This window comes from Yersinia frederiksenii ATCC 33641, assembly GCF_000754805.1.
GTDB classification, from domain to species: domain Bacteria; phylum Pseudomonadota; class Gammaproteobacteria; order Enterobacterales; family Enterobacteriaceae; genus Yersinia; species Yersinia frederiksenii.
This window is the reverse complement of sequence record NZ_KN150731.1, coordinates 4,388,748-4,401,951: the sequence shown is the minus strand read 5'-3', so window position 1 is coordinate 4,401,951 and position 13,204 is coordinate 4,388,748. Positions and strand designations below refer to the sequence as shown.

Genomic DNA, 13,204 nt, shown 5'->3' with positions numbered 1-13,204 from the left:
GCTTACAGCGCTCTTCGCACTGGTGGATCCGTTCCTATATTAAAGGGCTAATCGTCTCAATTAGCCCCTATTTTCTCTATTACCTTTAACTCATCTCACCTTCAATTCACAGAACTTATCTTTTCGCTCGTCAGTAAGCTCAAATCCAAATAACACCCCAGATCACGGAGCTCCGTTACTGGAGATGCAACAAGATCTGTCAGATGCGGGATAACCCCCAGTAATGGCGCGTTTATCATCCGTATCAATGTTGCCAAATATTCAGTTTGCCGCGACCCGGCAGGGATAACCTCATTAGCCACCCACCCTGCCAGAGTCAACCCTGCCTGCTGGATAGCCAAAGCCGTCAGTAAAGCATGATTAATGCACCCCAGCTTTACCCCAACAACCATAATGACCGGCAATTGCTCCTGCTGTACCCAATCGGCAAAAGTCGCTTGTGGCGAAAGCGGTGTAAACCATCCCCCAGCCCCTTCAACCAGTACCCAATCCGCGGTTTGTTCAAGCTGTCGTAAGCCTTGCGATAAAGTAGACAAATGAATCTCGCACCCTTCACTGAGGCTAGCTATATGTGGTGAGGTCGCTTCTAGCAAGGTCAGCGGATTGACCTGCGAATAACTCAACACTTCGGTGCTATTAGCCTGTAATGCCAAAGCATCACTATTGCGTAAACCATCAGCCGTCATCTGGCTACCCGATGCCACCGGTTTATACCCTGCGGTATGGTAGCCCATCAGTGCCGCGGCTTGCAGTAATGCACAGCTAGCAACAGTTTTACCGACATCAGTATCCGTGCCGGTAATAAACCAACGTTTAGTCACGATAAATAACCCCATAAACTAGATGGTAACTTAGCGGGTAGTAGCCAGATTGCGTGCTATAAGCTCGTTGCAGCGCCATCAGGCGTTGGCGACCACTTAACCCCGCCTCACGCCCCTGATGCAAATGCGTGGCGCCAATGCCCTGTAGCGAGCGCATAAGTGTGATGACATCAGGAAACTGCTGTTGGTGTAACTGCGGTGTCAAAGTATGTCGATACCCTTGACAAGCAGCGCTAATATGCTGAAATGAAAGAAAATCGTTCACATGCCGTTTACCATCAACCTGCTGCCACGCCTGCCCCAACTCATCAAGAGAGCCACTTGCCAGAGTAGAAAATAAAATCACGCCTCCCGGTCGAGTGACCCGATGCAGTTCAGCCAGCGCCAGCGGCAAATCAGCGCACCACTGCACCACTAAATTGCTAAAACAGATATCAACGCAGTGATCCGGTAGTGGAATATATTCAATATCACCCAGCAGATAGTCGTCAGCCGCCTGCTGTTGCCGAGCATGCACGAGCATGCCCGCCGCCAGATCCAGTGCAATGACATGTTTGCCCAGCTCGCGCCACCGGCGGCTAAAATGACCGGTACCACACCCGGCATCCAGCACTGACCTACCAGGATGTTGCGCCCCCAATGCCAGCAAAATATCACCCGCTTCGCGCTGCAAGTCAGCCGCGGTATCGTAGCTACCCGCCGCCCGACTGAATGCCGCAGCAATCGCCGGTTTATTGATTATTGATTTATTCGCTTTTGGTTTATTGACCCACATCGAGTGCAAATTTTCAGTGGCATATGCCATGAAGCACCTCCAATAATCGGTCAATATCATCACTTTGGTGAGCGGCACTCAAAGTAATACGCAACCTGGCTCCCCCCGGTGGAACCGTCGGTGGGCGGATAGCCGTCACCCATAGACCCGCAGCTCGCAGTTGCTCTGCCAATGCTAAAGTTTGCTGATTATCCCCCACCAACAGTGGCTGAATGGCCGTTTCAGATACCCCTAATTGCAGTGGTAACTCGGCTGCACCGCGACGAAATTGTGCAATACGCTGTTGGAGTTGCTGGCGTAAATCATCACCTTGTTGAATACGTACTAATGCGGCTTGTAAGGCACAGGCCTGAGCCGGCGGCATCGCCGTGCTGTAAATCAGGTGACGTGCATATTGCAGCAAGTATTCGGCCACCGGTTCCTGACACAACACTGCCGCGCCACTTAGGCCAAATGCTTTACCAAAAGTGACCACTAGCAGTTCAGGTTTAACCCCTTGATCCCAACAACTGCCGCGACCCGCATCACCGCGGACGCCAATACCATGTGCATCGTCGACTAATAACCAACTCCCGGCAGCAGCAGTGTGTTGCTGCAAAGCAGCCAATGGTGCACTGTCGCCATCCATACTAAAAACCCCCTCGGTAATCACCAAAGTTTGCCCAGAACAGGGCTTATTGAGCAGGTTTTGTAGTGAATCGGCTTGATTATGGGCGAAACGTCGCAATTGGGCGGGAGAGTGCGCTGCCGCTTCCAGCAAAGAAGCATGACTGAGTTTATCCGCCAAGATTCGGTCATCTGCGCCAGCTAAGGCCGCCAGAACCCCTTGATTCGCAGCATAACCGGAGATAAATAATAAGGCGCGTGGATAACCCAACCAGTCAGCAAGCTGCTGTTCCAGTTGAGCATGTGGCTGACTATAGCCGGTGACATGGCCGGAGCCGCCGCTACCCACACCATAGCGCGATGCCCCTTGCTGCCAGGCAGAAATCACATCGGGATCCTGACTGAGCCCCAAATAATCATTGCTGGAAAAGTTAAGATAACCTTGCCCAGCTAATTGCAGCCAACGCCCATTGGCGCGGTCATTCACTTGACGAGCACGATAAGCCGAGGCCTCGCGCCGCTGTTGCAGACCACTTTCTATCTTGTTTTGCCAACTCATCAGACTGCCGCGTTATAAAATTGAGCACTGTCAGCATGCAATAATTGCTCGGTCAACACTTGCTGCTGCTCGTGATCACCTTTATCCGTTGCTGTCTGTTGCGGGTTCAGCCCCAACTTGCGGAACAACTGCAAATCTTTATCTTCTTCCGGATTGGGTGTGGTCAGTAGTTTGCAGCCGTAGAAGATGGAGTTAGCCCCCGCCATAAAGCACATGGCCTGAGTCTGCTCATTCATTTGCTCACGCCCGGCGGAAAGCCGCACATAAGAGGTTGGCATCATGATTCGGGCTACCGCAATAGTACGAATGAACTCAAAGGCATCCACATCCTCGTTATTTTCCAGCGGCGTGCCTTTCACTTTCACCAGCATATTGATCGGCACACTTTCCGGCGGCTTCGGTAAGTTCGCCAGTTCAACCAATAATCCGGCGCGGTCACGTACTGTTTCCCCTAACCCGACAATCCCTCCAGAGCACACTTTGATACCGGCATCACGGACTTCGCTGAGCGTATCGAGCCGCTCCTGATAACTGCGGGTGGTAACAATACTGCCGTAGAACTCTGGCGAGGTGTCCAGATTATGGTTGTAATAGTCCAGCCCGGCGTCTGCCAGACGATGAGCTTGTTGCTTATCCAGTGTACCGAGCGTCATGCAAGTTTCCATGCCCATCGCTTTGACACCTTCCACCATTTTTTCCAGATAAGGCATATCGCGCTCATGGGGATTTTTCCAGGCAGCCCCCATGCAAAAGCGGGTCGAACCGGCGGCTTTGGCTTTTTTCGCTGACTCCAATACTTGCTCAACCTGCATGAGTCGCTCACTTTCCAGCCCGGTTTTATAGCGGGAACTTTGCGGGCAATATTTGCAATCTTCTGGGCAAGCACCGGTTTTAATCGACAACAGTGTGCTCACTTGCACCTGGCGCGGATCAAAATGCTGACGATGGATTTGCTGTGCTTCAAACAGTAAGTCCAACAACGGTTTTTCAAACAGGGCCTGGGCTTGCCCCACTGTCCAGCGAATATAATTTGCCATTACGGCTTCTCCAAGGAAGAGAAAAAAGTGTCGTCAGTGTAAATAAACTCGATATACTGTCAACCATTCTTGCATCAATTTGGTTTACAACAGATCTCCATGACACCTTCTGACCTGGCTTTTGACCAACGCCATATCTGGCATCCCTACACCTCAATGACTGACCCGCTCCCCTGCTATCCGGTAGTGGCCGCCGAGGGGGTTGAGTTACAACTGGCAGATGGGCGGCGCTTGATTGATGGTATGTCGTCATGGTGGGCCGCCATTCATGGTTACAATCACCCAGCACTCAACCAGGCTGCACACCAGCAGTTGGATACGATGTCGCATGTCATGTTTGGCGGCATAACCCATCCACCGGCAGTCAAACTCTGTAAGCAGTTAGTCGATATCACTCCTGCTGTGCTGGAATGTGTGTTTTTAGCAGATTCTGGCTCGGTGGCGGTAGAAGTGGCGCTGAAAATGGCATTGCAATATTGGCAAGCAAAAGGGGAACCCCGGTCGCGAATTTTAACGCTACGTCATGGTTACCACGGCGACACCTTTGGTGCGATGTCGGTTTGTGACCCACAGAATTCAATGCACAGTTTGTATCGGGGTTATCTGGCCGAAAATCTATTTGCTACCGCGCCACAATGCCGATTTGACCAGCCTTGGAACCCTGAAGACATCACGGATTTTGCCGCGATGATAACCCAGCACTCCAGCGAGATTGCAGCCGTGATTTTGGAGCCAATAGTGCAAGGTGCGGGCGGAATGCGCATCTATCACCCCGCTTATCTGCGTGAGGTTCGGGCATTATGCGATCAACATAATATTTTGTTGATCGCCGATGAAATCGCTACCGGTTTTGGTCGTACCGGCAAGCTGTTTGCTTGTGAACATGCCGAGGTGGTGCCGGATATTCTCTGTCTGGGTAAGGCGCTGACTGGCGGCTATCTGACGTTATCAGCCACTTTGACAACCCGAAATGTGGCAGAAACTATCAGTAACGGTGCTGCCGGGTGCTTTATGCACGGGCCAACATTTATGGCCAATCCACTGGCTTGTGCTGTCGCCTCTGCCAGCCTGAGTTTGTTGGCTGAGAATCACTGGCAACAGCAGGTTGCAGCGATAGAAAGTCAATTACAGCAAGCATTACTGCCACTGGCAACACACAGAGCGGTCGCTGATGTGCGGGTATTGGGGGCTATCGGCGTCGTTGAAATGAAAGAAGCAGTTAACGTCGCCCATCTGCAGCGCGGCTTTGTCAAACACGGGGTGTGGATCCGGCCCTTTGGTAAGCTTATTTACCTGATGCCGCCTTATATTATCTCACCACAGGCGCTAGCCCGGCTCACTGATGCCGTGACTGCGGCGGTAGGTCAGCGCTAAAAATATGGCTGCAAAGAGTCCGAGACTGACGGGGCAACTGCACCGATGGGCACTCCGACGGCTCACGCCGTTACGACCCATTAGGTACATTTCCCCGTCTGGTAACATTGTCACCAATATGACGTTATTTTTTACGCTTTTGGCATACCGATACTCACCCACATTGGGCCTTTACCTACCGGATAGCGGCCCAAGGTGGTCAGTTGGCCACGGTTCTGGTCGATACGATAGACTTCAATGTGATCAGATTTTTGACCGGATGCGATCAGGAAGTTGCCACTGTGGTCAATATTAAAGCCGCGCGGCTGTGCTTCAGTAGGATGATGCCCTACCAGAGCAATCTCACGCCCATCATCAGAGACACTGAAAATACCCAGCAAGCTGGCAGTACGGTCGCTGATATAGAGATGACGTCCATTTGGCGTGATATGAATATCTGCCGCCCAACGGGTGTCCGTGAAATCAGCAGGCATTGCATCCAGTGTTTGGATTAACTGATAATTCTGCCCATTATTCGTGATTTGGTAGACATCGACCGAGCTATTGAGCTCATTCACGCAATAAGCAACCTGATGGTTGGGATGGAAAGCCATATGACGTGGGCCAGCCCCTGCGGCAACCGTGATATCCGCCTGCGCATGTGGCGTCAATTTGCCATCAACACTCAAATCAAATAACCGCACTTTGTCTTCTTTCAGGCAAGGCACCAACAGAATCTGATTAGTTGGGTCAATATTTGCCGAGTGAGGTGCTGGCAGACCATCTAATTGCTGAATAGGTGCTTGTACCACACCATGCTCGTCAATAGGACTGATGCTGACGCAGTTGAAACTATAAGAAGCAGAGAACAGGAAACGACCTTGTAAATCAGTGCCAATGTGGGTCGGGCTACCCGGCAGAGGTGCCATACCGGCGGCGGTCAAAGTCCCTTCATCACTAATGTTGTAGCTGACAATACCAAAATCAGGACGAACCCCAACATAGAGATGGCGCTGGTTCGGGTTGATTGTCATTGGCTGCACCTGACCTGGCACGTCCACTGTTTGCAGTAAGGTTAATTTACCAGCAGAATCTAATTGCCAGACGTGAATCTGCTGACTGTCTGGACTTGCCACGTAAACCACTTGCTTCATCTTTACTCCTTAGTCGAGCCTGTTGGGCAACGCTGTCCGGGAAAACTTGTCTTTTGTAGCCAAAGAATCCCGTCGCCAAATATTTTTCATTAACTGATCATTTTAGCCTAGCTTACCTGACTGAACAGACATAACAACAGCCTGCCATCGTGCTGATTAAACTTATCCTGCTTTTTTATCCGCACTCAGGGGAGTTAATAATGAAAGAGAGGAGAAAATAGACGAAAAAAAGGAGCAATCGTGATGATTGCTCCCTTAAATTAAGATGATCAGAAGTTGTATTTCACGCCCAACATCGCGCTGGTGTCGCTGTAGCCTTTATTGCCAATCTGCTGGCCAACATTACCCCACAAATTAAGCCGCTTACTGAGCTGACCCTCGACGCCCAGTTTCAGTTCAGCGATATTGGCGGCCCCCGCTTGTTTGACAGTGACATTATCCATTACAGTGCCAAAATCTTTGGTATTGTGGATCCAGTTAGCTTCAACAAATGGCTGGAATACCCGTTCCTTGCCTTTATCCTGGCTGCTGTAACCCTGCATAAAAGCTTTCACCCCAAGGCGGGTTTGGATATTTCCATCACCAATACCTGAAACGTTGGTGCCATTATCTTCTTTATGAGAATCAGCTTTCACGCCCATCCACACCACCTGAGCTTTCGGCTGGATAAAGTAACTGCTGTTCAGGCTTTCGCCTACTTTAACGGTATAACCGGTCTCGATAGAGGCGGTAACACCGCTAGATTTATAGCTTTCACTGGCCAGATCCTGACCATTAACGGTGTTATTAAACCAACTGTATTGCGCCCAGCTATCTACATATAAGCCTGATTTGTCGGCTTCATTGGCATACCAAGTGCCATATATCCCAAGGCTATAACCCTCTACAGAAGAGCGAGCACTGTAACCCGATAAGCGGGATTCGGTCCGGCTTTTGCTGTTACCATAGCCGCCCATGATACCCAGATGGAAACGGTCTAAATCATTATTGCTCCACTGAGCAATATCGCCCCCCAGTTGCAGCACATAGCGATTACTCTGGGTACCGAGTTGATCATGACTGTCTCTGGAACGAGTATGCCCGCCCTCATTACGCATCCACAAGCTAGTGACTTTCTGCTCACCGGTTAAGGCATCGATATATTGAGTTTCTCCCAAACGGTCATGCAAACGAGTGACAAACATATTATTTGCGGCGGCCAGGTTGGCGGAGTAACCGCTGGCTTCCGGGCGCTCAACTTTCTGCCCTGGCTCATCCACACCCGGATCTGTTGGGTCAGTAGGATCTGGTGGGTCAGTAGGATCTGGTGGGTCAGTAGGATCTGGTGGATCAATCGGTGCAGCAGCATTAGTTAAATACCAGTGGCTGCTATTACCATTATGGCTGCGGCCTAAACTGCTATCCTGCCCACGATTCAGGCTGTAGTCATAAGCGCCAGCGACAATACGCCCTGATTGGATAAAGTCTCCATCAGAATCGCCATTGACTCGAATTAACTCAATACCTTCTAGGGTTTCATTACCCATCCCACCCGCATTTCTCACTACGACGTAAGTGGTTCCTGAGGTATTGCCCTCGATTAAGAGTTTATCGGTTTCAGAAGCGTCGTCATTCAGCGCGGTATTAAAATAGATATAGCCGCCATCACTGTGATAATTGCCGGTTACCGTCAGCGTTTTAAAGGTAGGACTGTTATCAACATAATTAACAATGGCACCATTGGCTAAATTCAAGGTGGTCAAACTTGAATCACCTGACATATTCCAGATACTGGAATTACCACTCATTGCCAAATTAATGGTGCCATTATTGTTGCTGGTACTACCAAGACTTTTAGTTGCTCCATTAAAAACAGAACCTTCAGCAAGGCTCAAGTCAATTAAGCCGCCTTTCTCTGCCAGAATATTGCCATCAATATGAAAAATACCGGTAGTTGATTGATTATTAACCGCATCATAAGACTTTATTTCTGAACCCACACCTGTCGCGTACATGGCATTCGAATTAGTGCCACTCGCGTTAATTGCCAGGCCACCCAGTATATTAATGATACCGCCACGGGTATTAGTTAAACTCCCGACACTGGCTTTTAAACCGTTGGCATTATTACCCGTGGTTACCACACTGGTGCCATCACCTAAATTCACCACACCACTTTTATTGGCAAAAACACCATCCGCTGCATTACCAGAAGTTTTAATTGAGCTATCTTTACCGAGAGTCACACTGGCCGATCCTGTTTGCCCAGAATCCCCTATTTCACGGTTACCCGCATAAACACCGTAACCCAAACCATCCATAGAGTTCGCCCCAGAGCCTTCGGTTGTGATGACAGCCCTGTCGCCCAAGACAATATTATTATATTGCCCTGCGGTATTGGTGAGGTTGGCACGTACACCAATACCATATTTAGCGAAGATTGCCGCATCACTACCCAAGGTAATTAGGCTTGACCCGTTATTGTTACCGGCATTGATGCCGTCACCCGAAGCCCCTAATGCATAAATAGTGGCACCATTTCCAACAGTAATGATGGCCGGATTATTCGCAGGCGCTCCTGATTTTACTTGTATTGCATCCGCTTTGTTACCCGATACATGGATGTACAGATTATTACCAAATTTCATCTCACCGGCCTGGTTCTTATATAACCCGACAACGGCATTAGTCGGACTGGAGACTAAATCTAATGTATTGGTAATAGAGTAATTGTCTCCAAAAATCCCATTTTCCCAAAAAGTATAGTCGGTACATATGGTTAAATTACATCCAGCAAAACTTTGGGCACTAAATAAGCCCATCGCTAGTGAAATGATAATCGTTATTCTTTTCTTTTTAAAAATTCTAGCTGGTGAATTTTTCATATTAATGTCCTGGTTATTCAGTGCAAAATTTAAAACAATCTAAATATTTTAATTTTTGTGAAATTCTTATTAGAACTTCCATATGTTTATTTTTCTAAAAAAACATAAATCTTTATATTTTCAAAATAAACATATCACTAACTGACAAGATAATTATGTAAGAACCCATAACCACAACTCGTATGAATATTCCTACAAATAAATTAATTTAAATTTATTTAATTTAAATTCAATAAATTGACTTAACTTTACGCATTACGACTCTCAACAAAAATGACGATTAGTTGATTAAGATCATCTAAAAAATTCATTAAAAATTCTGATATGTCATTTATGGTTTATTTATAATAGTTCCCTGAAACTTAATCATATTTAAAGGCTTTCCTATATTATCTGAGTATCAAGAGAACAGCGTTGCCCGCTTTTTAGGAAGATGCTCACGATATCAACCCGTGCTGAGCTGGTTTAATCAGCCCTCTATCCGGTGTATTATCAGAAAATACTATTCAAACATATTATTTTCATACTTAGAATTAGGGTCACTATGACATACCGTATAATTGCATTGGATCTGGACGGCACACTGTTAGATAGCAAGAAACGTATTCTGCCGGAGTCCTTATCTGCATTAGCGCAAGCTCGTGCTGAAGGCGTGAAAGTGGTGGTGGTCACTGGCCGCCATCATGTGGCGATTCATCCGTTCTATCAGGCGCTACAGCTCGACACTCCTGCTATCTGTTGTAACGGCACCTACATTTATGATTATCATGCTAAGAAAGTGTTGGATGCCAATCCGTTACAACCTCAGCAGGCGGTTCAGGTCTTGCAACTGCTGGAACAAACCCATATTCATGGGCTGATGTATGTGGATGATGCCATGCTTTATCAGCAAACCAGTGGGCATGTTATGCGTTCCCTTAGCTGGGCTGAGTCATTGCCGCCAGCACAACGCCCGACGCTTCTGCATGTCGATAGCTTGCTGGATGCCGCCCACAGTGCCACTGCCATCTGGAAGTTTGCCACATCCCATGCCGATATTAAGCAGCTAAAAGCTTTTGCTACCATGGTAGAAAATGAAATGGGGCTGGCTTGTGAATGGTCATGGCACGATCAGGTGGATATTGCTCAGGCGGGGAATAGCAAAGGGAATCGCCTACAACAGTGGGTTGAGACTCAAGGAATGAGTATGAAAGATGTGATTGCTTTTGGTGACAACTTTAACGACTTAAGTATGTTGGAAAGTGCAGGCTTGGGTGTCGCGATGGGTAACAGCGACGATGCCATTAAGCAGCGAGCTGACTTAGTGATTGCGGATAACGAGCAACCGGGTATTGCCGCTGTCATTCGCCAATATATTCTGTGAGTTAGCGATAAAAAGCGCCTCAATTAAAGGCGCTTTTTTGTTTCTTCGGCCACGTGGATGTCAAGGCTAGTTCTGGCGATTAAACGACACACTTTTTATCTGCGCATAGACCCATTGGCCGGGTTTCAGCCCTAGCTCATCTCTAGCCCATGGCGTAATTCGCGCCCACAGCCATTGATCGCCAATCGCAAGTTTGACATCAATCTGCCCATCAACCTCAAGACACTCAGCTATTTTTACCGGCAAGATATTACGGATACTGCTATTTTGTGGCGGCTGTAATACCAATGAAACATCCGCAGCATTGATGCGGATACGCATTGAGTCACCCTCTTGGGCATCCAGCTTACCTACCCATAAACGCTGATCGCCTAAAGCCAGTGCCGTCATTGCATAACGGTCATGGTGACCAATCACACTCACCCGTAATACGCTGCTGGGTTCTTCGCGCTGCAACCACGGACGTAATGCACTACTGGCCCACACTTCTTCTAACTCGCCGACAGCCCGAACTTTACCGGCATCCATCACCACCACTCGATCAGCCAAGCGCAAAATCTCATCCATGCTGTGGCTGACATACAGAATGGGGGTATTAACATCTTTCCCCAGCCGCTCCAGATAAGGCAGCAACTCCCGCTTGCGCGGCAAGTCCAGTGAAGCTAATGGTTCATCCATCAGCAACAGCTCCGGTGCTGTCAACAATGCACGGCCAATCGCCACTCGCTGCTTTTCACCACCAGAAAGTGTTAATGGAAAACGCCGTAACAGTGGCTCGATTCCCAACAACCCCACGATAGTATCAAACTGCCCGCGCATTGACGGGTTCATACCGTACTGCAAATTGCCGATCACACTATAATGGGGAAACAGACGGGCATCCTGAAACACGTAACCCACTCGCCGCTTTTCCGGTGGCAGATAAATCTGCCGTTCTGCATCCACCAACACCCGACCATTAAGCACCACTTTGCCTTGCTGTGGGCGGGTCAGGCCACCAATCACATTGATTAACGAGGTCTTACCCGCGCCAGACAAACCAAAAATCGCGGTGATACCCTGTGCCGGTAAATTAGTGGACACTTGCAAATGCAAGTCACCCAGTTGTTGACTGAAATCTAACTCTAGCATGGTGCCCCCATGCGTTTTTTGCCCCAACGAGCCAGCCACTCAGACAACAGCAGAGAAACCAGTGAAAGAATAATTGCAATAACACACAGACGCCCCGCAGCGGCCTCCGCTCCCGGTGTTTGAATCAAGGTATACATCGCCAATGGAATGGTGCGCGTTTCACCGGGAATGTTCGACACGAAGGTGATGGTCGCACCAAATTCGCCCAGTGAACGGGCAAACGACAATACGGTACCGGCAATGACCCCCGGTAAAGAGAGTGGCAGCGTAATGGTGAAAAACACCCGCCACGGGCTTGCGCCTAAGGTTCGTGCCGCAAGCTCCAGGCGGGTATCAACAGCCTCCAACGCCAGACGAATGGCCCTGACCATTAGCGGGAAAGCCACCACCGCCGAGGCTAGCGCTGCACCGCGCCAACTGAAACTGAAGTTAATACCAAACCAGCTATACAGCCATTCACCAATAAAGCCGCGCCGGCCCATACTCACCAGTAACAAATAGCCGATGACCACTGGGGGCAATACCAATGGCAAATGAATAATGCTATCTAACAAAGACTTACCGGGGAAGCGGCAGCGCACTAGAATCCATGCCATCAGAATACCTAATGGCAGGCTCCATACCACAGCAACACCAGAAACCTTCAGGCTAAGAATAATTGCCTGCCACTCATACTCGCTCAATATCATTAGCGTGGGGTAAATCCATAATTTTTGAAAATAACGGCCGCTGCTGGGGTTTTCAGATAATCATAGAAAGCAGTAACGGTAGGATTTTCATGGCCCTTAACAATTGCCATTGGGTATTCAACCGGTTTATGACTTGCTTCCGGGAATATCCCAACAACTTTCACTTTCTTACTGGCTACAGCATCTGAACCATAAACAATACCCAATGGTGCTTCTGAGCGCTCAACCAGTGTCATGGCATTACGTACGTTATCAGCACGAGCCATTACCGGCGCGAGTGTTTCCCAAGCACCTAAACTCTGTAGTGCTTCTTTGGCATAAATCCCAGCTGGGACGTGGTCAGGATCGCCGACAGCCAAACGGCCGCCGTCCAGCAATGTCTTCCAGTCAGTTTTTTTATCAATTTCAATTTTATCAATTTTACTGTCTAGCGGTGCAATCAAGACGAGTTCGTTACCTAGCAAAGTATAGCGCGTATTAGCAACTATTTGTTGCTTATCAATCGCATAATCCATCCATTGCTGGTCAGCTGAAATAAACAGATCCGCGGGTGCACCCTGCTCAATCTGACGAGCCAAGGTTGAAGATGAGGCAAAGGAAGAAACTACATCAACCTGCTTCTCTTTTTTATACTGCTCGGCGATGTCTTGTAGCGCATTGGTCAGCGAAGCCGCCGCAAAAACCGTCATGTTTTCGGCAGCCATCGTCGTGCCGGAAAAAGTTGCCAGCAATGCTGCACTTGCTATCCACTTACTCACTTTTCCGTATTGATTCTTCATGTTGTTCTCCGGGTTAATGACATCGTTATATACTTTGAAATATAACGCAACATTATCGGCAGGTCATGCAGTT

The 13,204-nt window shown here is 48.6% G+C and carries 11 protein-coding genes; 2 read left to right on the top strand and 9 right to left on the bottom strand.

Annotated features, from left to right (window positions below; all coding sequences use genetic code 11):
- Window positions 1-101: 101 nt before the first annotated feature.
- From bioD to bioB, 4 genes are read right to left on the bottom strand one after another with little or no spacing between them, the layout of a single operon-like run.
- A complete protein-coding gene (bioD, locus tag DJ58_RS02500; RefSeq protein WP_032911021.1) occupies window positions 102-821 on the bottom strand; it encodes a dethiobiotin synthase in 720 nt (239 codons plus the stop codon).
- Window positions 814-1,626, bottom strand: a complete 813-nt coding sequence (bioC, locus tag DJ58_RS02505) for a malonyl-ACP O-methyltransferase BioC (RefSeq protein WP_032911020.1) — start codon at window positions 1,624-1,626, stop codon at window positions 814-816. Before bioC ends, bioD begins: the two co-directional genes overlap by 8 nt.
- Entirely contained in the window at window positions 1,610-2,761 is a 1,152-nt protein-coding gene (bioF, locus tag DJ58_RS02510) for an 8-amino-7-oxononanoate synthase (RefSeq protein ID WP_004708987.1), read from the bottom strand. Before bioF ends, bioC begins: the two co-directional genes overlap by 17 nt.
- Complete coding sequence (gene bioB / locus DJ58_RS02515; RefSeq protein WP_032911019.1) at window positions 2,761-3,798, bottom strand: biotin synthase BioB; 1,038 nt, start codon at window positions 3,796-3,798, stop codon at window positions 2,761-2,763. The genes bioF and bioB overlap by 1 nt, the downstream gene beginning before the upstream one ends.
- Before the next feature lie 99 nt (window positions 3,799-3,897).
- Here bioB and bioA point away from each other — a divergent pair, with 99 nt between their 5' ends.
- Window positions 3,898-5,172 carry an adenosylmethionine--8-amino-7-oxononanoate transaminase gene (gene bioA / locus DJ58_RS02520; RefSeq protein WP_032911018.1) on the top strand — a complete coding sequence of 425 codons (1,275 nt, stop codon included), beginning with the start codon at window positions 3,898-3,900 and terminating at the stop codon, window positions 5,170-5,172.
- 131 nt (window positions 5,173-5,303) lie between these two features.
- On the opposite strand, the gene pgl is transcribed toward bioA, so the two are convergent.
- Both pgl and DJ58_RS02530 read right to left on the bottom strand, forming a co-directional pair.
- Window positions 5,304-6,305 carry a 6-phosphogluconolactonase gene (gene pgl / locus DJ58_RS02525; protein WP_004708983.1) on the bottom strand — a complete coding sequence of 334 codons (1,002 nt, stop codon included), beginning with the start codon at window positions 6,303-6,305 and terminating at the stop codon, window positions 5,304-5,306.
- Window positions 6,306-6,574: 269 nt separating this feature from the next.
- The gene (locus DJ58_RS02530; protein WP_004708982.1) at window positions 6,575-9,106 is read right to left on the bottom strand and encodes an autotransporter outer membrane beta-barrel domain-containing protein; all 2,532 of its coding nucleotides are present in this window, start codon (window positions 9,104-9,106) and stop codon (window positions 6,575-6,577) included.
- A gap of 607 nt (window positions 9,107-9,713) precedes the next feature.
- Here DJ58_RS02530 and DJ58_RS02535 point away from each other — a divergent pair.
- On the top strand, window positions 9,714-10,532 hold the full coding sequence (locus tag DJ58_RS02535; RefSeq protein WP_004708980.1) for a pyridoxal phosphatase: 819 nt from the start codon (window positions 9,714-9,716) through the stop codon (window positions 10,530-10,532).
- A 66-nt stretch (window positions 10,533-10,598) separates the two neighbouring features.
- On the opposite strand, the gene modC is transcribed toward DJ58_RS02535, so the two are convergent.
- The 3 genes from modC to modA are packed head-to-tail and all read right to left on the bottom strand — an operon-like array spanning window position 10,599 to window position 13,131.
- Window positions 10,599-11,663 (bottom strand): molybdenum ABC transporter ATP-binding protein ModC, encoded by a 1,065-nt coding sequence (modC, locus tag DJ58_RS02540; RefSeq protein ID WP_032911017.1) that lies wholly within the window; start codon window positions 11,661-11,663, stop codon window positions 10,599-10,601.
- On the bottom strand, window positions 11,657-12,352 hold the full coding sequence (gene modB / locus DJ58_RS02545; RefSeq protein WP_032911016.1) for a molybdate ABC transporter permease subunit: 696 nt from the start codon (window positions 12,350-12,352) through the stop codon (window positions 11,657-11,659). Before modB ends, modC begins: the two co-directional genes overlap by 7 nt.
- Window positions 12,352-13,131: a molybdate ABC transporter substrate-binding protein gene (gene modA / locus DJ58_RS02550; RefSeq protein ID WP_004708975.1), complete on the bottom strand. Its 780-nt coding sequence runs from the start codon at window positions 13,129-13,131 to the stop codon at window positions 12,352-12,354. The genes modB and modA overlap by 1 nt, the downstream gene beginning before the upstream one ends.
- Window positions 13,132-13,204 lie beyond the last annotated feature (73 nt).